Source organism: Sanguibacteroides sp. AM78-02pH3A, from assembly GCF_027666085.1.
In the GTDB taxonomy this organism is placed as follows: Bacteria; Bacteroidota; Bacteroidia; order Bacteroidales; family Marinifilaceae; genus Gabonibacter; species Gabonibacter massiliensis.
The window spans coordinates 339,720-363,403 of record NZ_JAQEHX010000001.1; the positions used below are offsets into that span (position 1 = coordinate 339,720).

Genomic DNA, 23,684 nt, shown 5'->3' on the forward strand with positions numbered 1-23,684 from the left:
TTTGACAAAAATATAAAATCCATCGATAATTATTACAGATTATTTATCGTATCTGCTTTTGACGGTATTCCAATCTATAATGGTCCAGATTTTTTCGATATGGTCTGCCCGTTTGTTTTGGTAATCGAGATAGTAGGCGTGTTCCCATACGTCGATGCCTAATAGTGGCGTATACCCTTTGGTAATCGGATTTCCGGCATTGTTTTCCTGAAGAATGAGCAGTTTCCCGTTTTTGTCTTTGGCTAACCAAACCCAGCCGGAACCGAATAAGGATGTTGCTGCCGTTGAAAATGCCTTTTTAAAATTGTCGAAAGATCCCCACTCTTTTTCGATAGCAATTAAAAGTGCTCCGGAAGGATATAGGGTTGCATGTGGCGAAAAGGTATTGAAATAGATGATGTGATTCAGTGTTTGTGCCGCATTGTTAAAAATAGCTCCGTTTGAGTTTTTGACAATGGTTTCCAGATCGCTGTTTTCAAATGGGGTTCCGATGATTAATTTATTCAGGTTCGTAATATACCCCTTCAAATGTTTTCCGTGGTGAAGGTTCATGGTCTCTTCACTGATGACGGGGGATAGAGCGTTTGCTTTGTAGGGAAGCGGAGGTAGTGTAAAACGTTCTGACGTCTCTTTTTTCTGTGTTTGTGCCTGTATATACGGATTTTCGTTCAGTAATACGGTGAAAATCAGAAAAAGAGCAAAGCGGTAATAATGTGTAGCTTTCATTTTGTAAACTTTTGGTTATGGATTAAATATTATTCTCTTTTGTTTACGGATGAGCCGCGGAATTGGTTGCCGGAGTAAGAATATCTCTATCGATTGAATCGATTTTATAAAATATTGTTAAAGAACTAAACTTTTTAATGAGGTGATTCGTTTCTTATGAACAAAACTAAAAATAGAAGAAATGAAACACGCAAATGTAAAATTACTGTTGGGTCTGGGAATCGGAGCCGCGGTAGGAGCTGCCATAGGATATTATATGGCATCGGATAAGGGTAAATTAAAAGAAGATGTTCGTCATGCGGTAGATGAAGTGAAAGAGGGGGTCAAATCCGCTTATTCAAAAGTCAAAACGAAAGCTGAAAACATCCGGGAAGAGATGACGGACAAGGCTAATGAAGTTTCCCGCAAGGTAGCAGACAAGGTAGAAAACGTGAAGGAAGAGGGAACGGCTAAAAAACAATAGTCATTCATGGAAAAAGCTGCTGAAAAGATATTCGCGAGGTTGAAGGAAGATCTTTTAACTTATGCGGAGTTGAAGCTGGAACTTTTGAAATTACATACCTACGAGAGAGTCTCTAAAGTGATAGCGATTCTTTCGTACGGTATCGTATTGATTTTGCTCGCTTTTTTTACCGTATTGTTTTTATTCTTGGGATTAGGTTTTTATTTGGGAGAACTTTTAAATAGTACGGCGCTTGGATTCATTGTGGTGGCAGGAATATACCTGATTTTTTTTGTGATCATCGCCTTTTTTAAAGAAAGGATTCGAATGAAGGTGGTGAATGAGATATTAATATCAATGATGGCTAAAGACGATAAAGATGAAGATGACGAAGTTGACACCTCTGGAAGAACTGATAGCTGAGAAAAAGGACGTGCGTTCCCGGATTCGGCTTCAGGAAAAGAAATTGGGTGAGGATTTTTCTTATGTTCGACGACATGCTGGAAGTTTGTTCTTGTCCGGGCTTTCCCTGCTGTTTTTTCCTTCTTCATCCGATGATACGAAGAAAAGCGACTCTCCTTTCAATGGTTATTTTTCGGCTTTAAAGTCGGTTATGCCTTTTATTTGGGACGTGACCTTACCGATACTTATCCGTTGGTTTGTAAAAAAAATAGTTTCTCTCTTTCGAAAATGATCCGGTGCTACTTCTAATTAATAAAGCTTTTTATCATCCCTTTCAAAAGAGAAGCCTGTATGGGTTTGGTGATGTATTCGTTACATCCGGCTTCTAAAGCTTTTGTCCGATCCTTGTCGTAAGCGAAAGCTGTTAAGGCGATAATCGGTACGTGTATATGTTTTTTCCGTATCCGTCTGGTAGCCGTCAGACCGTCCATATCCGGCATTTTTATGTCCATAAGAACCAGATCGGGATGTCTCTCTTCCACCATCTTTATTGCTTCCAGACCGTTCAATGCCCTGAGTACGGCGTATTCTTTCTTGAGGATAGTTGAGATCAATATATAATTGCTATCCGTGTCTTCTGCTACTAAAATAGTAGGTTTATTCAAATTCTTTTCCGGTTGTATTGTATTGGTTAGCGTGACTTCCGTTTCGGTCGCTTGTGACGGAATGTAAGGTATGGTAAACCAGAAACGCGACCCGACTCCTTTTTCGGAGTCGACGCCGATAGTGCCTCCCATTTGTTCCACGATGCTTTTGCATATGGCTAATCCTAATCCGGTCCCGTGGATGAACGTGTCTAATTGCACGAAGCGGTCGAAAATAGAGTGGATGTGTTCTTGGTCTATACCGATACCTGTGTCCTGTACATAAAATTCTATTTGGTCGCGAGTAAAACGATAACCTAACGTGATGCTTCCCCGAGAGGTGAATTTTATAGCGTTGTTGATGAAATTGGATATGACTTGATGTAAACGATTCCTGTCACTGAATAGATGGCATCCCGGTTGATGATCCCCGAAAACGAGTTGGATGTTTTCCGGTGTTTTCAGTCGTGACGAACGAATGATTTCCTGACACAACAGATTCACGTCTACATCACCGTTTACGACTTCAAATGTGCCGGCTTCTATTTTAGAGAGGTCGAGAATGTCAGAAATAAGTTGTAATAAGAGATCCGTATTTTCTTGTATGATATTTATGTATTGTTGTTTCTCGGCTTGTTCGGAGGTATCCAGAAGAAGATTGGAAAAGCCGACGATGGCATTTAAAGGTGTCCGGATCTCGTGGCTCATATTGGCCAAAAAAGCGGATTTTAACTTGTCTAATGTTTCTGCCTTAATTTTGGCTTCCGTTAATTTGGCTTCAATTTCTTTCATCTCGGTGATGTCGAAATTGATACCGGTCAATTCAAGATAACGTTTGTTTTCCAACGCTCTCGAAGCAATGTCGCTTCTGATCCATTTCCATTTACCGTTATCGTCTTTTACCCGTACCTCTTTGTGCATCCGGTTTATCTTTCCGCTCAGGAGATCCCGGTATAATTTTTTTATTTCCGGTCTGTCTTCGGGATGGACGTGCGGATATACCCCGATGATATTTTCGAATTGAGAATCTTCGGAAGCCCCCCAGTTCTTAAACCATTGACTGATGGCAAATCCTTTTTGTTCTTCTTGATTCCAACGGCAATAACCGATTTTTGCATAGTCGGCGATGATGGAAAAGAAATTTTCAAACTCTTTAATTTTATTGTGGGCTGTCAAGATTTCCGTGTTATCGATAACGATAAAGAGATAATTCTGAAAGTGATCGTTATTATCGTATAGAGGAGTTATTCTGATCAATAAATTCTTTATCGCGTTTTGATAGTTGGTCTTGTAATATTTGTGAAGGTTGACTTTAGAGAAATCATACCTGACAACATAATTCACTTCTTGCCTGGCCAGAACCTGGGCTTTGACCTCTTCCGTGAAGTTCGGATTATCGAGGAAATTGACCCCCAGAACATCCTCTTTACGGGTTAATCCGAATATCTCCAGATCTTTGTTGTTGATATCGATGGCAATCCCGTTTTTATCATAGATCTCTATGCCCACGGGAATGTTTTTATATATGTTTCGTAACATTTTTTCGCTCCGATCCAGCGCTTCGTGGGCATTTACGGTTTCTGTGGTATCGGAGAATAGAGCGACGATCTCTTCTTTACCGGGAGAATAGATGATGGTGCGGCAATATTTATTACCGTTATTTACAGAATAATTGGCCTCGTAATAATTTTTTACGGAAAGAATATCGGTTAATTCTTTTAAAGAGGGGCGGGAACTTATCGGAAAGTTTAAAGAACTGGCGTTTTTACCGATAATATGATGACGATTTTTACCCGTGATTTCTTCAAAAGCCGGATTGGCATCAAGGTAAATGTAGTCTATAGGAGTTCCTTCGCCGTCGTATATCAATTTCATGCGTATGTAGCCTATGGGCATGTATTGATAGAGATTTTCAAAATATTCTCTTTCCTTATGTGCGATTTGCTCGGAACGATATAATTGTATACAAATGCTGATGATATTCCCCATGGAAGCAAACCATTGATAATCTTCATTGCTCCAGGAACGGTACTCCTTCATTATATTGATGCCCAAATAGCCCCATACCCGGTCTTTGGACAGCATGGGGACCATCATCATGGATTTTATATGCTGGGCATCCCAGCGCATTTTCTCTTTTGAACCTTGTTGTGGAATTTCATCCAGGTTAGATAATATAATGGGAATGGAATTCATCAATTGCCGGTTCTTCCAAGGAGTTTCGTCAATATGCAGAGAGAGGTCGGCCTGTTGATTTTGCGGTAGTCGATCGTTTAAGACTTCATACAAACAATGTTGGGTCATGTCTTTCTGGTCGTATTCGATAATGTATACCCGATCCCCGTTAAATTGTTCCTGGATGTCGTATAGTATTTTTAGAATGACACTTGAAATTTCTTCGGTTTGTAAAAATGTGAGTAAGGAACGGGAAATACTGTTTTGTTGGTATAATAGGTGATTGACCTTGTTTAATGCTTTTCTGTCTGTGTCTTTTTCTTGGTCTTCAATACATTGCAGAAATCCCCATGCGACGAGATGCCCTCTCTCGTCTCTCTCTTTTAAACCTAATTGGGAGTGAACCCATCGTATACCGTATTTGGTATGAATGGGAAATATTTGTTCGTACACGTCTTGGGCCAAAATGAAAGCAAATTCATTGGTGATACGTGCTTGATAATCTTCTCGTATAAACTCCTTGAAATCATAGAAAGGGAGGATATCGGCTTTTAGGTCCAGTAAATCTATGATGAAATTGGAACAGGTATATGTTTTGTCATGAAAATCGGCTTTCCACCATCCCCATTTTGCCATATTTAAAAGAGCTTTCAGCTTATCCGGTACAATTTCGTTTTCTTTCATATCACCTTTATATAATTTCCCGACTAAAATAGGTAATATTCGGGAAATAATGAGTCCGTTTTCCTGTTATTTTCATTACCTTTACATGCTCTTTTGGATGATCGTTTCTTGAATATCCAAATACTTTTCAGATTCGAAATATAAAAATGAACATATGTCAGTGACAAGTACTCCTCACATATTGGAGACCAAACCGATTGGTAAGCTACTATTACAATATTCAATTCCGGCAATTATCGGAATGACGGTCACGTCTTTATATAATATTATAGACAGTATATTTATCGGGCATGGGGTAGGCCCTTTGGCTATTTCCGGATTGGCGATTACCTTTCCGTTGATGAATCTTGTCATTGCTTTTTCTACTTTGGTCGGGGTCGGGGGAGCTACGATCACCTCGATTTATTTGGGACAAAAAGATGTAGATAAAGCAACTCGTGTCTTGACTAACGTATTGTTGCTTTGTACCATCAACGGATTTTGTTTCGGGGGAATTACCTTGTGGCTTTTAGAACCTATTTTGCATTTTTTCGGGGCGAGTCAGGATACGCTTCCTTATGCCAGGGATTTCATGCAGGTGATTTTGCTTGGAAATCCTATATCTTTCGTTTTTATCGGTTTGAATAATATCATGCGGGCGACGGGATATCCAAAGAAAGCCATGCTCTCGTCTCTGGTGACGGTATTTGCCAATATCATTCTGGCACCCGTATTTATATTCCATTTCGATTGGGGAATTCGTGGGGCGGCGACAGCCACGATCCTTTCGCAATGTTTGGGATTAATCTGGATTTTAAGCCATTTCCTGAATAAATCGAGTTTTATTCATTTTAAGTCCGGTTATTTTAAGTTGCAGAAACGGATTGTCATGAGTATTTTTTCTATCGGAATGTCTCCTTTCCTGATGAATGTTTGCGCGAGTACCGTGGTCATTATTTTGAATAATAGTTTTAAGACGTACGGGGGGGATTTAGCAATCGGGGCTTACGGTATTGTAAATCGGGTATTGACTCTTTTCGTGATGATCGAGTTGGGCTTGACACAAGGAATGCAACCTATCGTGGGGTACAATTATGGAGCGAAGCACGGCGATCGGGTGAAAAAGACGTTGAGAATCGCTTTGTATGCCGGAGTTTCCATTATGACCTTCGGATTCCTGATGAGCGAAATTTTTCCTCATGCGATCGTGGGGATGTTTACCGGTCATGAACAGTTGATCGAACTGGCTAATGCGGGATTGAGAATTACTTGTCTTATGTTTCCCTTCGTGGGAGCTCAAATCGTTATTACGAATTTTTTCCAGTCTATCGGAAAGGCTAAAGTTTCTATTTTCCTTTCCCTTTCCCGTCAATTATTGTATCTATTACCCTGTTTGTTGATCTTACCCCGTTACTGGGGAATTACCGGCGTTTGGGGAAGTATGCCCATCTCGGATTTTGTCGCTTTCGTGACGGCTGTAGGAACGTTGATTTATTTTAAGAGGCATGCGATTTTTCTGAAAGAGGTATAAAAGGAACGAACCGGAAATGAGCTAAACCGGTTCGCTTGAGAGTGTTATCTCTTCCAAAATATAGAGGGCTTACTAAAATCCGAGATATCGTGTTATTTTCTGCGGACAAAGATGGGAGAATTCCCGTTGCGATGCTATCCCTATTTGTGGGGAAAATTTATTAGGACTATCCCCGATTGTGGGGGTTATTCGATTTCGTTTTGATCCAGGAGATTGTGCAAGAGAGCATAGACCGTAAGACCGGCGATTGATTTTATACCCGTTTTGCGGGAAATGTTTTTTCGGTGGGAAATAACCGTATGTATTGAAATGTGATGCTGGTCGGCTATTTCTTTGTTTTGTAAACCTTTAACGACTGAAATGAGTATTTCCGTTTCCCGGTCGGATAGTTCGTAGTTATTGCTACTTCCGGGGGTTGCTTCCTGATGCTCTATCGCTTGTTGTAATTTCTTATTGATCTTCGTTCCGTCATCATATATGGAGATCATTCCGTCGTATTGTTTTAGATTGTCAGCATAAACATAATGATACAAAAGGGCGATGAATAAAGTTTGAGAATATTGAGAGAATATGGATTTTATGGCGTGTTGGCGATGAAAATCCATGACGATCGGGTTGAGTATAACGATATCCGGGAGTGAAGCAGTCGGATGTTCGGAAAAATGAAATAAATCTTCAGAGCAATGGAGAATCTCAAATTCAGGAAGGGTTTGAAAAATCTTTTTTAAACCTTCCGTGACGATAGGTGAGGGCTCTATAAGGGTTATTTTATATTTTTTCCTGTTCATTGTTGTGGTTTTCTAATCGTTGGACAAACGGGACCAATATCTTATCTTCAAATAACGAGTGTTTGTTCAAATCTTCTTCCAATAAAAAAAGATTGAAAAGAATCTTATTTCGGAGATCGGGCTGACAATTACCCGGTAAGTATTTGATAATGATGTTTTTTAGGTCATTCAATTTATCTTCGATATTACTGTGATTTGCTTCAAATTGTTCAATGGAATAATTGCCCGAGGATTTGCCTTTTAATAAATCCAAGATATAGGGAAAGACCGTATTTTCTTCGTAACTCAGGTGATTGGCCACTTCGGCCCGGTAATCTTCGAAAAAGCGAGTCAACAGGGCTCCCTGCTTGGGATCGTAACAACGAACGAGTTCTGCGAGTTGAGCCTGAATAGCGGGGATTTGGTCTTTTATGTAATGATCGTGTGATTTTTGTAGATAACAGGTCAGATCATCGATATGAATCTGACTTAACTCTCCTTGGTTCGGAAAGTATTCATCAAAAGTATAGATATTGCATACCAATAAGAATAGTTCCGTCGATGTTCCCTCTTGTTTGCATACTTCCGCTACATTTTTATCCCCGAAGCCTAATTTTATATCGAATCTGGGCAATACTAACAACAATTTGAAATTGATATGGATCAAGTCGGCCAGTTTCTGCTTTTCAGAAAATAATAAATGTTTCATACGTTAAAATTTGAGACAAATATAAGTATTTATTTAGAATAAATAAAAAGAAAAATATTCGATTTTAGTCGAAATGGAGAGCGATTTTGTTTTATGGACGGGAAAGGTCTGAAAACGTTTCATGAGCATGTCCAGTTTAGGCCCTGTTCAAAGTTATGGGTGAAATTTTTCAGACCTTTCCCTATTTTATTATTTATCGGTTTCCGGAATGACAGCACCGGAGAGAGCGATAGCTTCCTTGTTTCGGAAAGTCATGACGGGTGATACGGCTACATACGAGAGTACGATGTATTCGAAGAGTTGTACGGTAGCGCGTTTCCCTCTATTCGTCAGGGAAATCTCAAGTTTTATTCCCGTGTTGTCTTCCGCGTATTGGCTCAGTCTGGAAAGATTAATGAATTGTTTGGTCTCCAGAAGGTATTGCAAACGAGGTAATTCGTCCGGTTCGAAGAACAAGGCATAATTTTGTTCTTTCCGGCTTTTTGAAAATAGATTTGTTTTCATGTCGGCTTTTATAGTGTGTGTTGTTAATAAAAATGAATCTTTTTCTCCTAAAAGAAAAAGGGTAATACGAACAGAATAAAAACCTTCAAATCAGTAGTTTGCATAATTCGTGAAAATGGTGTTTGTAATCACGAACTTGTGATGTTTTAATGTAATTGTAAGAGAAATTATGATCATTATTATTTATACATGCGTATTCCAAGGGAATTCCTTCCAAAAGAATACGAATCTGAGATGGTAATTGTGAACGGCGTAAAGACATCCCGTTTTGTTGCGGAAGAATACAGTCGCTATAATGGTTTTGATAATGTTCTTGGTCATGAACGTATCTCTCAGCCTGAATGAGTATTTGCTGAAAATGCTCTTGCTCGGATTCAGTCATCACCAATCCCATGACTACGTTGGTTAATTGGGAAACCACCAGGATCAGAATCGTATGTAGTATAAATCTGACCATAATTTTGTATTTGTTCCAAATATAAAAAATAAATAACACAAAACCAATGATTTAGATCGGTTTTGTGTTATTATATATTAAATCTTGTAATAAAAAATAACAGATGCTTTTTCTAACGTATGTTTCCATAGTTCTAAGCCGACCTGTGCCGGAAGGGCCTCTTTATCCGATTGGAGTTTCTGGATGTCGAGAGCGTACACCGTAATCACGTAGGCGTGCCAATTATCTCCCGGAGGAGGGCATGGTCCGCTATAACCGTAACTTCCGCCGTCATTCCGGCTTTGTATGGCATCGCCGGGAGCTATATGCTTGGATGTGTTTCCCGCATCAGTCGGTAATTCCCGGGTCGTGGGGGGAAGATCGAACAGGAGCCAGTGCCAGAATCCGCTTCCGCTGGGAGCATCTTTGTCGTACATGGTAACGGCAAAACTTTTCACTCCTTCCGGTGGATTGGTCCAATACAGTTGAGGGGATTTATTTTCTCCTCCGCATCGGGGATGGGCTTGTTCCAGTACGCCTATACCTCCCAAGTCATTGCTTCTTAATGTAAATGTTCCATTTTTCATATGATTCTTTTTATGATTCCGTATATAGATACTTATCGGGAGTGAAAATGTTACGTATGGGTAAGAAGAAGCCGAGAGATAGTTATAAAATGATATAAAAAAAAACAGCTCTGTTTCCAAAGCTGTTTTTATCGTATAATTGATTTTATCAATTGTGTTCTTTTAAGATCACGTCGTGGGCTCCGCCTTCCACGATACTGGTGGAAGAGACCAGGGTTATTTTGGCTGTCCGTTGTAGTTCCGGTATAGTGACGGACCCGCAACTGCACATGGTGGCTTTGATTTTTCCCAATGTTACGTTTAAGTTGTCTTTCATTTTACCGGCATATGGAACGTAGCTGTCTACTCCCTCTTCGAATTTCAACGATTCGCTGCCTCCCATGTCGTAACGTTGCCAGTTGTGGGCGCGGTTTGAACCTTCTCCCCAATATTCTTTTACGTAGTTATTACCGATTTTCAGCTTTTTGGTGGGGGATTCGTCGAAACGGGCAAAATAGCGTCCCATCATAAGGAAATCGGCTCCCATGGCCAACGCGAGTACCATGTGATAATCGTGTACCAATCCCCCGTCGCTGCATATGGGAACATATATACCGGTTTCTTGGAAATAACGGTCCCGTGCCGCGGCTACGTCGATAATGGCCGTGGCCTGTCCGCGACCGATACCTTTTTGTTCGCGGGTGATACAGATCGAACCTCCCCCGATACCTACTTTTACGAAATCGGCTCCGGCATCTACCAAATAACGGAAACCCTCTTCATCGACTACATTTCCGGCACCTACCAATACTTCTCCGTTGTATTTCTCCTTGATCCATCTGATGGTATCCGACTGCCATTCGGAAAAACCGTCTGAAGAGTCGATACATAAAACATCCACTCCGGCTTCAATCAGGGCAGGAACCCGGTCCATGTAATCTCGGGTGTTTATTCCGGCGCCAACCAGTAATTTTTTATCCCGGGTGTTTAGAAGTTCGTTCGGATTATCCTTATGGCTGTCGTAGTCTTTCCGGAAAACAAAATAGGCCAGATGCTGATCTTTATCTATAATCGGCAAGGTATTCAGTTTATGTTCCCAGATAATTTGATTGGCTTCGGAAAGCGTCATGCCGACTTCACCTACGGTTAATTTAGAAAAAGGAGTCATGAACTCTTTTACTTTTCTGTCGGCAGGATCTTTTTCAGCCCTATAATCCCGGCTGGTAATTAATCCTAATAATTTTCCGTTAGGAGTACCGTCGTCGGTAACACCCATGGTCGTGTGTCCGGTTTTTTTCGTTAGTGCAATAACATCAGCCAACGTGTTTTCCGGGGTCAGGTTGGAATCGCTGGTAACGAAGCCGGCTTTGAATTTTTTTACTTTTCTAACCATTTCCGCCTGGGACTCTATGGTCTGAGAACCGAAAATAAACGATAATCCCCCGTGGCGGGCTAACGCGATGGCTAATCCCGAATCGGAAACGGCCTGCATGATGGCCGATACAAAAGGTATGTTTAGTTCAATCGCAGACTTTTCGCCTTTTTTGAATTTCACCAAAGGTGTCTTCAAGGAAACATTGGTGGGAATACACTGTTTCGTAGTTAAACCGGGAATAAGTAAATACTCTCCAAAAGTTCTTGATACATCGTCTAAATAGATTGCCATATGATTCTCTTTTACGAAATGATTAAAAATTGTGCAAAGATAGTCAATACAAGGGATTTTTCAGCATTTTGCATGAAATGTTTTTAAGTGGTGAGGATTTTTTTTAGATATAGGGGAATAGATTGGAAATTTCTTATATTCGATTTTTGAAATGAAATTTTAAAAGGGATGAGTTATATACATTGGGATGCAGACCCGGTTTTTATCCGTATAGGGGCTATTCCTATCTATTATTATAGTTTGTCGTTTATTGCCGGAACGGTGTTGTCCGTGTGGATTTTAAAAAAGCTTTTTCAGGAGAACGGTATTTCGTGGGTAAATTTACAATTGTTGGTCGTATGGAGTACGGTAAGTTTATTTGTCGGGGCTCGTTTGGGACATTGTTTATTTTACGAACCGGATTATTTTTTATCCCATCCCTTAGAGATTTTTTTGCCGATAACGGCGAAAGCGGATGGCGGATACCTGTTTACCGGGTATCAGGGGATGGCCAGTCATGGGGGTGCATTGGGATTGGTCGTGGCCTTAATTCTTTATTCCGTGTGTCGGCACCAACCGGTCATTCGCACCTTGGATCATATCGCTATCGTATTGCCTTTGGCTGCGGCTTTCATCCGGATCGGGAATTTAATGAACTCCGAAATGATCGGAATCCCGACGGGGATGGCGGGGGCTTTTGTGTTCGAACGGGTGGATGCCATACCTCGTCATCCGGCCCAACTTTATGAGGCCCTGGCTTACTTGGTTGTTTTTTTTCTGAATATAGGACTTTACCGGAAAACAGGCATAGGAAAATATCCCGGATTATACTGGGGTATGATGCTGTCCTTAGTATTTATCGCCCGTTTTGGTATCGAGTTCGTCAAAGAGAAGCAGGTACCGCTCGAAGAGGGGATGATTTTGGATCTCGGACAGGTGCTGAGTATTCCTTTTATTCTTATCGGAATCGTTTTTTTAATTTATGCCTTTAAGAAAAGACCGCTTTCCGGTCGGACCGCTTAATAAGCGAATCTGACATTGTCTACCCAAAACGTGTTTCCTAAGGATCCCACGTAGGCTTCTCCGTGACTGGAAGAGATTTTCAATATAAGGTGTGTAGGGGTGTCGTCGGGATCTCCCCAACCTTCCTCTATGATGGGAACCGATTTCCCTTTGCTGTTTAGGCAGTATTGGTAATTGTCTGCCGGAATCAGATCCATATAAGGTTGGAATCCGGAATCCTTGGAAGCATCCCCGTAAATCAGTTTGATCGAGTGATTATTAACCCAATCCGGGGTCGTTTCGGAGAAACGCTCTACACCCGTGGCTATTCGTTTGGCATGCACGTTTCCTTTTTCGTCTTCCCATCGCTTTTGCAGGATAATAAACACTTCGGCGCAATCTTTTCCCGGAACTTTTGTCGTTCTTCCGAAGCCGGGAGCTTTAATTCGGTCCGGATCACCGTTGGTTTTCATTTTGTAATCGAATACCATCGTCAAAGGACGTTCGGTGAACGGAATACCCATGTTTAATTTAGCCTGGGGATTTTTCGTATCTTTTATGGGTTCCAGCATTTCTCCTAAAAATATGGTTCCTGAAGCCAATACCGTAATGTTCACGATGCCGAATACCTTGCAATTTTCCATACGGGTTTCTAATCGGGCACATTGCCCTTCTCCTCTTTTTTCGGGAAAAACCGTATTGCTGCATTTCGTGATTCCGCTCACGTGGGCCATAACATTGGAGGTCCTCCACGGTGACTGTGAAGAGTGACGGTAGGCGATGGCTCCCCTGATCGTATCGGCAGGGGCTATTTCGTGAAGAGTTTTGGTTTTTCCTCCGATAACGAATGATTCTTCGATAACCCTTACTAACCAGTTGTCCATGTCTCCGAACGGAATTGATTTTATATGAGAACTGTCTTGGGCCTTCCCGACGGCAACTCCCCAAAGAACGAAATTTAAACACAAAATACCTTTTAGTACACGGCTCGTAAAACAGCCTTTAATTCTTCTCATAATGGTCCCTAATTAATGTCTCCTTTTGGTCTACGAAAAAATGAAATTGCTTGTTACTTGAGCAATATTCGTGCCGTATTAACACAAGTAAACAATAATATCCATTTTATTTTTTCCGGATAGATTGCCTTTATCGTATCTGTTTCTGACAGGTCGATTGAAACGTGGGGATAAATAGTAATGTTTATAGAGGTTGAATCATAATTTTGGGGTGAATTAAAGAGTCTTTGAATATACGTTTCGATGGAGAATAAATGCAAGAGAGTATAAACATAGTTAATAATATGTTATAAGTGAGCGAGAAAATGCAATTAAGCGAGATTTTATTGTACATTCGTCAAATATTATTTAATTTTTTAGTAAAATGCGAACATTAAAAATTGGAAATTTATCCATTTCAATACCTATCATACAAGGTGGAATGGGCGTTGGAATTTCGCTTTCTGGATTGGCGTCTGCTGTTGCAAATGAAGGAGGAGTCGGGGTTATTTCGAGTGCCGGGTTGGGGTTGTTGTATCGGAATTTATCGAAGGATTATATTGAAGCAAGCATATTGGGATTAAAAGAAGAATTGCGTAAGGCAAAGGAGAAAACGAAAGGAGTAATCGGGGTAAACGTGATGGTCGCCATGTCTAATTTTGCGGATATGGTGAAAACGGCTGTTGCCGAGAAAGCCGATATTATTTTCTCCGGGGCAGGTTTGCCTTTGAATTTGCCGAGTTTCTTACCGAAGGGGAGTACCACGAAATTGGTTCCTATCGTTTCTTCGGCTCGGGCAGCCCGGGTAATTGCCGAAAAATGGAAAAGTTTATATGATTATTTGCCGGACGCCTTTGTCGTGGAAGGCCCGAAAGCGGGAGGGCATTTGGGATTCAAAGACGAGCAGATTAACGATGAGCATTACGATTTGGAACATATTCTTCCGGAAGTGATCGGAGAAATAAAGGAGATAGAGAAGCGTTATCATCAGGAGATTCCGGTTATCGTTGCCGGGGGAATATATACCGGAGAGGATATCCGGCATTTTATGGATATGGGAGCCGCGGGGGTTCAGATGGGGACACGTTTTGTGACCACGAAAGAGTGTGATGCTTCGGATGCTTTCAAACAAACTTATATTGATGCGAAACAGGATGATATTCAGATTATAAAAAGTCCTGTAGGAATGCCGGGAAGAGCGATATTCAGTAAGTTTATTCAAAAGGTGAAAGAGGGACAAAAACAACCTAAAACTTGCATGTGTAAGTGTATTAAGACCTGTGATATCAGTAAGAGCCCTTACTGTATTATTTCGGCTTTGTATAATGCTTTTCGTGGAAATATGGATAACGGTTACGCCTTCGCGGGAGCCAATGCTTTTCGGGCGACTTGCATTACTTCGGTAAAAGAGACTTTTAAAGCTTTGATAGAGGAGTTTAATAAGACTAAGTAACTGCTTGAGAAATAGAAGGGAGATAGGTATATGTCATATACCTGTCTTTTTTTTCGGGGAAAATTTTAATATGAAAGATACGTTTTTCTTGTCTTAATGCCGGTAATAATGTCTGTTTTATGCTATGTAAACTTTCTCTATCTTTGCCGGAAAATAGTAAAGTCTGTAAATATGAAACATAATTGGAAACCGGGGACGATGATATACCCGTTGCCGGCCGTATTAGTGAGTTGCGGAAATGCGCCGGAAGAGTACAACATTTTTACGGTTGCTTGGACAGGAACTCTTTGTACGAATCCGCCCATGTGTTATATTTCCGTGCGTCCGGAACGCCATTCGTACCCGATTTTGAAGAAAAACCGGGAGTTTGTCATTAATTTGACTACGGCGAATATGGCTTACGCGACCGATTGGTGCGGGGTACGTTCGGGCAAAGACTATAATAAGTTTGAAGAGATGAAGTTGACACCCGGACAGGCTACAATCGTTCAGGCTCCCACGGTGGAAGAGTCTCCCGTTTGTATCGAATGCCGGGTGAAAGAAATTATTCCTTTAGGATCCCATGATATGTTTATAGCAGAGGTGGTGAACGTGTTGGCCGACGATAATTACCTGGATAAAGAGACCGGTAAGTTCGAATTGTCAGATTCCAACCCGTTGGTTTATGTACACGGGGAGTATTTTGGTATCGGTGAGAAGATCGGTCATTTCGGTTGGTCGGTTCGGAAAAAAAAGAAGAAATAACCTATTTTTCTTTTCTGAAAATAAGGTGTTCCAATATTAAGACCGAAATGCCCCCCATGACAAACCCGTTACCGATGATGGGTCGGATAAGGGGAGGAATGGAGTTTAGTGCGCTATCCGGGGCAAAAGAGAGCAGCAATGCTACCATGAGCGGAAAGCCGATTACGATACCGTTATTAAAGTTTTTCACGGCGGTTTCATGGACCGTCATTTGCAAACCGGCAGAAAGTTGTGCTGCCATCAGGTAGAGTAGAACCGCTCCCATTACGACATGGGGAATATGTCCCATTACGATTATCAATTCGGGGAAAAAAGCACTTATTACAAGGCCTATGCCTGCCGGGATCAGGGTATAACGGGAAGCACATCCGGTGGCAGAGATGATACCCGGACTCATGGAGTAATCGATAGGGCCTACAATACCGACCAAGCCGGAAAGTATGTTGGTGATTCCTACAACGCCGACTCCTTGGGTCGTTCGTTTTTCCATTTTGTTTGCACCTATGAGTTTCCCCACGGCCTGAATAGAACCTAATTCGTTTACGATAAGTGCAATGAAACAAAAAATAAAGGAGAGAATGACACCTGCATCGAATTCCAAAGGAAAATTGAAAAAAGAGAGTCCTGCTTTTGAAAAGGCAGAGGAGGGAAATGAGGATTTCGGGAATCCTTGTACTCCGTAATACAGTAAACTGCCTATAAGAAGAGCCCAGAGGACAACGGTGGATTTCCATATGCCTCGAAATACTTGATTTCCAATGATCATGGCAAGGGTAAGCAAGATGGCGAACGAGAGATGAAACAAGGTATGTTCCGCTTCGCCGAACAGAAGTTTCAGAATAACTGGGGAGAGCGTAATGGCTATCAGGATGAGAATAACCGTGATAATTCTGGGAGTGAATATAAATTGTAACTTAGAGAGTAATCCGCTATAAGCGAGTAGGGATAGAAAGATTCCTCCGATCAGAATAGCCGTGTACACGGCGGAAACGGAGGCCGATGCGGATGCCAGGACACCGATGAGCAGAACGGAAGCAGGTCCTATGATAAGAGGTAAACGGTGTCCCCATAATACCTGTATAATTAAGGCAATGCCCATTATTCCGAAAATTTTTTGCATATAAAGAGTTTGGGCGATCGCATCGCTATAATGAATTTGCGATACGATAACTCCCAGAATGACGATGGAAGGAATGGATACGACAAACCATTGGAGTCCATACATAAGCAAAGGTAGCAGAGAGGGTTTGTCATTCAACGCGTATTTCATGGCTTTTTGTTTTAAGAACAAACAAACTTACGATATAAATGCGGGTCAAACAAATGGTACGGAAAGTTTATTAAAATGTTGGTAAAAAAGGGGCATGACTGGTAATATGTAAAATTATTTTTATCTTTAAAACGGATTAAAATAAGAAATATGAGGTTTAGGTTGATTTTGAGAGTCGATAAAAATGTGTGGGGTACGATATTGCCTTGCAATTATTTATATCCCCTGAGCTCCACCATTTATAAAATATTGAACGAAGGTAATTCCGAATTTGCCGCTTGGTTGCATGATCACGGGTATATAACGGGGGAGCGTAAACAGTTTAAGCTTTTTACCTTTTCGAATTTATATATACCCCGTTTTCAGATTTTTGGAGACCGAATGAATATCTTGTCGGAAGAGGTATGCCTGATTGTCTCTTTTTATCCGATCGATGCCATCGAAGCTTTTGTTGTCGGGTTGTTTAATAATCGTCATATCGTTATCGGGGATAAGCGAACCCGGGTTTCTTTCGATGTGGTTTCTGTCGAACGTCTGCCGGAGCCTTCTTTTAGCGAAACGATGAGGTTTCGGACGATTTCGCCGGTTTTTATAGATGAGAAGCGGGAAGGAGGAGGTACTACCCGTCATGTATCTCCCGATGAACCTGTTTTTTTGAGGTTGCTGGAGTATAACCTACTCGAGAAGTATCGTGCGTTCTATCGTCAGGAACCATTGCCAGAATGGCATTTGGATCGTTTGCAGGTATTGTCGCCCCCTAAGGCAAAGACGATTACTATAAAGGAGGGGACTTCTCAGAGAACCCAATTAAAAAGTTACCTGTTCGGGTTCGAGATCACGGGAAATCCGGAATTGTTGAAATTGATGTATGACAGCGGAGCCGGTAGGTTGGGCAGTCAGGGGTTCGGGTGTATCGAGGTCTGGACATGATCAGACGAAAAGAGCGTATATTCCGAAAGCGAAAATCGTAATAAGGCCCGTGTAAATGATGGTAAGCGTGTATTTTATACCGCCCGGATGTTCTATTAGGTAGCAATCGCGTTCGTTGCGGACAAATTCTCTTACACGCGTACAATGCAAGGCGAATCGGTAGAGTAGGTAAACGATACTACCCGCCGTTATACCGACAACCGTACCGAAAAGAAGGTCTCCGGGATAATGTACTCCCACGTAAATTCTCGAGTAACAGGTAATAACGGCCCATAAAATGAAAAAGACGGAGAGGGCTTTATTCCTGAAAAACCATAGGATAAAAAAAGTCAAGGCAAAGGTATTGGAAGCGTGACAGGAGGGAAATCCGTACATTCCTCCTCTTCTTCCGTTTATCAGGTGTACGATGTCTGCTATCTCTTGATTATGTGAGGGACGGGGACGTTCGAATAGGGGACGGAGGATGGAACTACAGGTTTGATCCGCCAAGGTAATGACCAAAGCAAAGGCTATTGTCGTCAAAATGACCGTGCGCCAGTTGAAATTCCTCCATAAAACGTAAAGAATGGAAGCATACATGGGAATCCATATTAATTTCCCCGTATATATAGACATGAAAGTGTCCCAATAAGGAGAATGTATGGAGTTGAGGTTTAAAAATAGTTCTTTGTCCAGTTCTTGAAGCGTTTCCAGCATGTTTTCAAATTTAATTCCGTAAACTTTAAAGTAATAAATCAAGCAAATTTATAATTTACAAATCATTTTTTACGATGTAAGCTTACTTTATTTACTTTGAGAACCTTCAAAATCATTTTTTCCAAGTCATTTTTGGAATGCACACCTAATACTTTTACCGGGTTTTCGTTTTTAGGGATAAAAAGCATCAATGGAATATTTTTAATCTCCAGTAACTTTGCCAGGTCTTTCTCTTTTTCGATGTTCACTTTATAAATTTGTAGCGAATCGCCGTACTCTTTTTGAATCTTTGTCAGGATCGGTGACAATCGGTGACAGGGGGGACACCAATCGGCATAAAAATCCACGATGACCGGTTTATCTCCTTTGTAACGCCATTCTTTATCCTTCGTGTAGTTCCATATCAACTCCTTGAACTCTTTCGTGGTAATGGATTTTACCCTCGGTTCTTTGGGCGTTGAACTTGTTGTTGAAAGCAGGATGATCGAGAAGAAAAATAGTACTCTCATGTTTTTAGTCGTTAGGTAATTGCAAATGTACGTGTTTTGTACGGGATTGATTACCTTATGGATGAAAATAATTTATTTTATGGATGTTTGGAAAACATAAAGAGATTCCCCGTAAATTAATTAATTTTGAGCCATTAAATAGGTAATTTATGGTACTGTTTCCAAATGCAAAAATAAATATAGGGCTTTTTATCACGGAAAAGCGGCCGGATGGTTTTCATAATATAGAGACGATTTTTTATCCGATAGGTTTATGCGATATATTGGAATTACATAAAGAAGAGAGCGGGGCGGGGGAGTGTATTTTTCATACCTCGGGGATACCGATTGATTGCGAGCCGGAAAAAAATTTAGTTATAAAGGCTTACCGGTTATTGGCTAAAGAGTTCGATTTGCCTTCGGTACGAGTACATCTGCATAAAATTATTCCTTTCGGTGCCGGTTTGGGCGGGGGATCTGCCGATGCCGCTTATATGCTGAAAGGATTAAACGAACTTTTTGTTTTGGGATTGTCCGACTCCCGTTTGGAAGATTACGCCGTTCGTTTAGGAAGCGATTGTGCGTTTTTTATTCGAAATAGACCCGTTTATGCCCGGGGAAAGGGAGAGATGATGAGCTCAATAGATCTGGATTTGAATGATTATTACCTTGTATTGGTAAAGCCGGATGGCGGAGTGGCGACTCCGGAAGCGTATGCCGGAATTACCCCGTGTGCTGCGACATTCGATTTGCGGGAAGTACCTTGTTGTCCGATAGCGGATTGGAAAGAACGGGTACGTAATGATTTTGAGAACACGGTAAATAAGAAACTGCCCGAGATAAACAGGATCAAAGAACGGCTGGACGAGGCTGGGGCTTTGTACGTTTCGATGACGGGAAGCGGTTCTGCCGTATATGCCTTGTTTGACCGTAAAGTTGAGGTAAAGGAGTATTTTCCGGATTATTTTACTTGGCAAAGCGAATAGTCGTGGATAAGTGACAAAAAGATCGAAGAGGCATGACAGCCTGTTCGATCTTTGATGACTAAAATACGATAGAAGATGAATCTTACCGTTTGTCTATAAAAGCATAAATGAATGACGAGATACCCGCGAAAATAAAACAAAGTCCCGTCCAGATAATGATATTCAATGCTCCCCAAACCGGATAGAAAATAATCATAAAGGAGAAAATCAACGTGAGTATTCCCCCGGTCAGTATCCAACCCCATCCTCCGATTTTCAGCGAAGACATTTGTAGCGAATCACTGATAAAATCAATGCTTTTAAACAGTAGGATGAAGCCCACGATGTATGGCAGGATATCTTCCGTTATGCCGGGATTGGTAAGTAATACGAAACCGATGATTAAATCGATGATACCGAGCGTAAAACCCCATCCCCAATGTCTGGCATGTTTGCCGGAAAAAGCGTTCAGAATCTCTCCGATACCGATAATCATGATAATGATACTGAAATAAAGGGCAAGTCCTAAATAGGAAATTACCGGATGGCGTAAAATACCGATCCCAAAGACAAAGAGTACGATTCCTAAAATAATGTATAGCCACCGGAATCCTTTGGAACGTGTTGAAGTTGAAATTGTAGATGTTGTCATAACTGTTTTCGTATTAATATTTTGTTTATATACGATACGGAACGAAAAAGTTATGGCTTTTAAGTAAAAATGTAATAAAAAAGTCGTCCGGTAGGACGACTTTTTTATTTATTGTTTTAACCATCGGTCTAACCAAGCGGCAAACGTGCGTTGCCATAGGATGCCGTTCTGGCAGCCTAAAACCCAATGGCACTCTTCCGGGAAATAGAGGTATTGAGCCGGAATACCCCGCATGCGGGCGGCATTGAAGGCTCCCATGCCTTGAGAGGCATCTATACGGAAATCCTGTTGTCCGTGGATGACTAAAATGGGAGTATCCCACTCTCCGACGAATTTATGCGGAGAGTTGTCGAATGTACGCTGAGCTATCTTGTTGTTTTTTTCCCAAGGTGCTCCTCCCATATCCCAATTGGCAAACCACATCTCTTCGGTGTTGTAGTACTGCATCTCCATATTGAAAATACCGCAATGGGCAATAAATGCCTTAAAACGTTTGTCGTGGTGTCCCGCCAGGTAATATACCGAGAAACCGCCGTAGGAAGCTCCGACACAACCCAGACGGTTTTCATCGATGTAGGGCTCTTTCTTCATTTCGTCGATGGCGGACAGGTAGTCTTTCATGTTTTGTCCCGTGTAGTCGCCGCTGATTTGTTCCAGCCACTCCTGTCCGAAACCGGGCAATCCCCGGCGGTTCGGTGCCACGATGATGTAATCGTTGGCTGCCATCATCTGGAAATTCCAGCGGTAGCTCCAAAATTGGCTGACCGTACTTTGCGGTCCTCCTTCGCAATAAAGGATAGCGGGGTATTTTTTATTCGGATCGAAATGGGGCGGATAGATGATCCAGGTTAGCATCTGCTTGTTGTCCGTCGTTTTGATCCAACGCGCCTCTACCTTACCCATCGTCAGTTGATCCAATATTTTTTTATTGATAAAGGTGAGTTCTTGGTCTTTGCCGCTTACCGGATCTACTTTGTATAGTTCTGCCGGCTTACTCATGGAAACCTTACCGGCCAACAAGAAGTCGCCTACCGGGGTCACGGAAGTATAGTTATGGACTCCTTCCGTCAATTTCTTGATGACTCCGTCGTCGAGAGTCAATTTGTAGATTTCGTCGGTAGCATGATAATCGGAGATAAAATAGATGGTATTGTTGTCGGCCCAATTCAATCCTCCCACGTTCTGGTCGAAGTTTCGCGTATACTCTTTTTTCTCTCCCGTTTGCAGGTTCATGACGAAAAGCCGGATCTTGTCGGCTTCATAGCCGTCGCGCTCCATACTTTCCCAAGCCATTAGCTTACCGTCGGGGGAGAGTACCGGGTTATTGTCATATCCCATCATGCCTTCGGTTAAGTTGCGTGTTTTACCGCTGCTTAAATCATAAAGGTATAGATCCGTATTCGTGGACGAGGCGTAAGCTACTCCCTCTTTTTTACGAGCCGTGTAGATGATGCCTTTGTTGTCTTTGGTCCATGCGATTTGTTCCGTACCGCCCCAAGGACGTACGGGAGACTCCCATTTTTCGCCTTCCATGATGTCTTTTCCGGTCGTGATCGGTTTGCCAGGGGTATACTCTGTCACGAACGGGTGTGTATAGGTCTCCACCCATTGGTTCCAGTGACGATACATCTGGTCGTTGATCAACCGGGCATTGGCTTTGGGAAGATCCGGATGCAGGTCGTGTACGTCTTGCTCTAATTTCACCTCTTTTAAAAAGAGTAATTTCGATTTATCCGGAGAATAGATATAACCTCCTATACCGCCTTCCACGTCGGTAATCTGCTTTAGATTGCTACCGTCCGCTTCCATTTCCCATAATTGGACGGAACCCGATCTGCTCGACATGAAAGCAATCTTTCCGTCCGGGGTCCATGTTTCTCCGAACTCTTTGTAATCGGTATCGGTTAATTGCCTACTTTTTCCATCCGCCAGATTCAGTAGATACAAATCGGAATAAGAACGATCTTCTTCCTTATTGAAATAAGTTACGTCGTACACGACGGATTTTTGATCCGGAGAGACCTGGAAACTTCCGAGTCTTCCGAAGGACCATAATATTTCCGGGGTCATAACATCGGAAGTAAGTTTCATATCCGGAGTTTTATAACTGGGTTTTACGATTTCTTTCTTGCTGTCGCATGCGGTAACGGACAACAAAATTAAGATAGAATAAAAATATCTTTTCATTCTTTTAGCTGTTATGTTATTAAATAAAAGAAAGGGATACGCACACCATCCCTTTCATTCGCTCTTATGCCTGTTTGTTTTGAACTTCATCCATGGCTACGACGATCTTTTGCTTTAACTCTTCGGCTAACTCGGGATTGTCCATCACCAATTGTTTCACGGTTTCGCGTCCCTGGCCTAATTTGCTTTCTCCGTAGGAGAACCAGCTACCGCTTTTCTTGATGACGTTGTATTCCACGCCCAAGTCTACGATTTCGCCCGATTGAGAAATTCCCTCGCCGTACATGATATCGAATTCAGCCTTTTTAAATGGAGGAGCGACTTTGTTCTTCACTACCTTCACGCGGGTATGATTTCCGAACACCTCTTCTCCGTCTTTGATCTGCCCGATGCGACGGATATCCAGACGTACGGAGGCATAGAATTTTAAGGCGTTACCACCGGTTGTCGTTTCGGGGTTACCGAACATGATACCTATTTTGTCCCTTAACTGATTGATAAAAATACAGCAAGTGTTTGTCTTGCTTATTGTTCCGGTTAATTTCCGTAAAGCTTGCGACATGAGGCGGGCTTGCAATCCCATCACGCTATCACCCATCTCTCCCTCGATTTCGGCTTTGGGAGTAAGGGCGGCGACGGAGTCGATAACAATGATATCGATAGCTGCAGATCGGATCAATTGCTCGGCGATCTCCAGGGCCTGTTCTCCGTTATCCGGTTGAGATATAAATAGATTATTTACATCTACACCCAGTTTTTCGGCATAGGTGCGATCAAAGGCATGTTCTGCATCGATGATAGCTGCAATACCTCCTAATTTTTGTGCTTCAGCAATAGCGTGGATGGCTAAAGTCGTCTTACCGGAGGATTCCGGTCCGAAGATTTCAATAACCCTTCCTCTGGGGTATCCTCCGACGCCTAAAGCCTTGTCTAAGGCAATGGAGCCGGTCGGAATTGCCGGGATATTTTCCACGACATTTTCGCCAAGTTTCATGACACTTCCCTTGCCGAAATTCTTCTCGATCTTATCGAGGGTAAGTTGTAGTGCTTTTAACTTGTCTTGATTGGTTTCATTTGTTGCCATATGATTGA

General features: G+C 41.8%; 24 protein-coding genes. 9 read left to right on the top strand and 15 right to left on the bottom strand.

All coding sequences use genetic code 11. From position 1 onward, the window contains the following. Positions 1-39: 39 nt before the first annotated feature. A complete protein-coding gene (locus PGR74_RS01460) occupies positions 40-726 on the bottom strand; it encodes a superoxide dismutase (protein ID WP_082027483.1) in 687 nt (228 codons plus the stop codon). A gap of 181 nt (positions 727-907) precedes the next feature. Between PGR74_RS01460 and PGR74_RS01465 the strand changes: the two genes are divergently transcribed. The 3 genes from PGR74_RS01465 to PGR74_RS01475 are packed head-to-tail and all read left to right on the top strand — an operon-like array spanning position 908 to position 1,862. Next, entirely contained in the window at positions 908-1,189 is a 282-nt protein-coding gene (locus PGR74_RS01465) for a YtxH domain-containing protein (RefSeq protein ID WP_041503788.1), read from the top strand. Between the two features lie 6 nt (positions 1,190-1,195). Beyond that, the gene (locus PGR74_RS01470) at positions 1,196-1,591 is read left to right on the top strand and encodes a phage holin family protein (protein ID WP_041503787.1); all 396 of its coding nucleotides are present in this window, start codon (positions 1,196-1,198) and stop codon (positions 1,589-1,591) included. After that, positions 1,548-1,862, top strand: a complete 315-nt coding sequence (locus PGR74_RS01475) for a hypothetical protein (RefSeq protein ID WP_146216406.1) — start codon at positions 1,548-1,550, stop codon at positions 1,860-1,862. Before PGR74_RS01470 ends, PGR74_RS01475 begins: the two co-directional genes overlap by 44 nt. 13 nt (positions 1,863-1,875) lie before the next feature. On the opposite strand, the gene PGR74_RS01480 is transcribed toward PGR74_RS01475, so the two are convergent. Then, complete coding sequence (locus tag PGR74_RS01480; protein WP_041503785.1) at positions 1,876-5,073, bottom strand: ATP-binding protein; 3,198 nt, start codon at positions 5,071-5,073, stop codon at positions 1,876-1,878. A gap of 154 nt (positions 5,074-5,227) precedes the next feature. Here PGR74_RS01480 and PGR74_RS01485 point away from each other — a divergent pair, with 154 nt between their 5' ends. Beyond that, complete coding sequence (locus tag PGR74_RS01485; RefSeq protein ID WP_041503784.1) at positions 5,228-6,583, top strand: MATE family efflux transporter; 1,356 nt, start codon at positions 5,228-5,230, stop codon at positions 6,581-6,583. 185 nt (positions 6,584-6,768) lie between these two features. Here the strand turns inward: PGR74_RS01485 and PGR74_RS01490 are convergent, their stop codons facing one another. From PGR74_RS01490 to PGR74_RS01515, 6 genes are all read right to left on the bottom strand, one after another. Beyond that, the gene (locus PGR74_RS01490; RefSeq protein WP_041503783.1) at positions 6,769-7,371 is read right to left on the bottom strand and encodes a response regulator transcription factor; all 603 of its coding nucleotides are present in this window, start codon (positions 7,369-7,371) and stop codon (positions 6,769-6,771) included. After that, complete coding sequence (locus tag PGR74_RS01495; protein WP_041503782.1) at positions 7,352-8,059, bottom strand: hemerythrin domain-containing protein; 708 nt, start codon at positions 8,057-8,059, stop codon at positions 7,352-7,354. Before PGR74_RS01495 ends, PGR74_RS01490 begins: the two co-directional genes overlap by 20 nt. 189 nt (positions 8,060-8,248) lie before the next feature. After that, on the bottom strand, positions 8,249-8,563 hold the full coding sequence (locus tag PGR74_RS01500) for a hypothetical protein (protein WP_052634689.1): 315 nt from the start codon (positions 8,561-8,563) through the stop codon (positions 8,249-8,251). Positions 8,564-8,648: 85 nt separating this feature from the next. Then, on the bottom strand, positions 8,649-9,020 hold the full coding sequence (locus PGR74_RS01505) for a hypothetical protein (protein ID WP_110688382.1): 372 nt from the start codon (positions 9,018-9,020) through the stop codon (positions 8,649-8,651). A 77-nt stretch (positions 9,021-9,097) separates the two neighbouring features. After that, positions 9,098-9,586, bottom strand: coding sequence for a YbhB/YbcL family Raf kinase inhibitor-like protein (locus PGR74_RS01510; RefSeq protein ID WP_041503780.1), 489 nt, complete (start codon positions 9,584-9,586; stop codon positions 9,098-9,100). A gap of 148 nt (positions 9,587-9,734) precedes the next feature. After that, a complete protein-coding gene (locus tag PGR74_RS01515) occupies positions 9,735-11,231 on the bottom strand; it encodes an IMP dehydrogenase (protein ID WP_041503779.1) in 1,497 nt (498 codons plus the stop codon). Positions 11,232-11,399: 168 nt separating this feature from the next. On the opposite strand from PGR74_RS01515, the gene lgt reads away from it, so the two are divergent. Next, positions 11,400-12,233, top strand: a complete 834-nt coding sequence (gene lgt / locus PGR74_RS01520) for a prolipoprotein diacylglyceryl transferase (RefSeq protein WP_041503778.1) — start codon at positions 11,400-11,402, stop codon at positions 12,231-12,233. On the opposite strand, the gene PGR74_RS01525 is transcribed toward lgt, so the two are convergent. After that, on the bottom strand, positions 12,230-13,228 hold the full coding sequence (locus PGR74_RS01525) for a PCMD domain-containing protein (RefSeq protein ID WP_041503777.1): 999 nt from the start codon (positions 13,226-13,228) through the stop codon (positions 12,230-12,232). The two genes, lgt and PGR74_RS01525, sit on opposite strands and share 4 nt — an antisense overlap. A gap of 364 nt (positions 13,229-13,592) precedes the next feature. Here PGR74_RS01525 and PGR74_RS01530 point away from each other — a divergent pair, with 364 nt between their 5' ends. Both PGR74_RS01530 and PGR74_RS01535 read left to right on the top strand, forming a co-directional pair. Beyond that, positions 13,593-14,660, top strand: coding sequence for an NAD(P)H-dependent flavin oxidoreductase (locus tag PGR74_RS01530; RefSeq protein ID WP_041503776.1), 1,068 nt, complete (start codon positions 13,593-13,595; stop codon positions 14,658-14,660). 171 nt (positions 14,661-14,831) lie between these two features. After that, positions 14,832-15,404: a flavin reductase family protein gene (locus PGR74_RS01535; protein WP_041503775.1), complete on the top strand. Its 573-nt coding sequence runs from the start codon at positions 14,832-14,834 to the stop codon at positions 15,402-15,404. 1 nt (position 15,405) lies between these two features. Here the strand turns inward: PGR74_RS01535 and PGR74_RS01540 are convergent, their stop codons facing one another. Beyond that, positions 15,406-16,674, bottom strand: coding sequence for a uracil-xanthine permease family protein (locus PGR74_RS01540; RefSeq protein WP_041503774.1), 1,269 nt, complete (start codon positions 16,672-16,674; stop codon positions 15,406-15,408). 150 nt (positions 16,675-16,824) lie between these two features. On the opposite strand from PGR74_RS01540, the gene cas6 reads away from it, so the two are divergent. Then, positions 16,825-17,604, top strand: coding sequence for a CRISPR-associated endoribonuclease Cas6 (cas6, locus tag PGR74_RS01545; RefSeq protein WP_041503773.1), 780 nt, complete (start codon positions 16,825-16,827; stop codon positions 17,602-17,604). On the opposite strand, the gene PGR74_RS01550 is transcribed toward cas6, so the two are convergent. After that, positions 17,605-18,300: a phosphatase PAP2 family protein gene (locus PGR74_RS01550; RefSeq protein WP_041504066.1), complete on the bottom strand. Its 696-nt coding sequence runs from the start codon at positions 18,298-18,300 to the stop codon at positions 17,605-17,607. Positions 18,301-18,362: 62 nt separating this feature from the next. Continuing rightward, positions 18,363-18,809 (bottom strand): thioredoxin family protein, encoded by a 447-nt coding sequence (locus PGR74_RS01555; protein ID WP_052634687.1) that lies wholly within the window; start codon positions 18,807-18,809, stop codon positions 18,363-18,365. 149 nt (positions 18,810-18,958) lie between these two features. On the opposite strand from PGR74_RS01555, the gene ispE reads away from it, so the two are divergent. Then, positions 18,959-19,774: a 4-(cytidine 5'-diphospho)-2-C-methyl-D-erythritol kinase gene (gene ispE / locus PGR74_RS01560; RefSeq protein WP_110688383.1), complete on the top strand. Its 816-nt coding sequence runs from the start codon at positions 18,959-18,961 to the stop codon at positions 19,772-19,774. Positions 19,775-19,856: 82 nt separating this feature from the next. Here ispE and PGR74_RS01565 read toward each other — a convergent pair whose 3' ends face one another. The 3 genes from PGR74_RS01565 to recA form a co-directional block, all read right to left on the bottom strand. Then, positions 19,857-20,405 (bottom strand): HdeD family acid-resistance protein, encoded by a 549-nt coding sequence (locus tag PGR74_RS01565; RefSeq protein WP_041503771.1) that lies wholly within the window; start codon positions 20,403-20,405, stop codon positions 19,857-19,859. Between the two features lie 108 nt (positions 20,406-20,513). After that, positions 20,514-22,592, bottom strand: coding sequence for a S9 family peptidase (locus PGR74_RS01570; RefSeq protein ID WP_041503770.1), 2,079 nt, complete (start codon positions 22,590-22,592; stop codon positions 20,514-20,516). A 64-nt stretch (positions 22,593-22,656) separates the two neighbouring features. After that, on the bottom strand, positions 22,657-23,676 hold the full coding sequence (recA, locus tag PGR74_RS01575; protein ID WP_052634685.1) for a recombinase RecA: 1,020 nt from the start codon (positions 23,674-23,676) through the stop codon (positions 22,657-22,659). Positions 23,677-23,684: the final 8 nt, after the last annotated feature.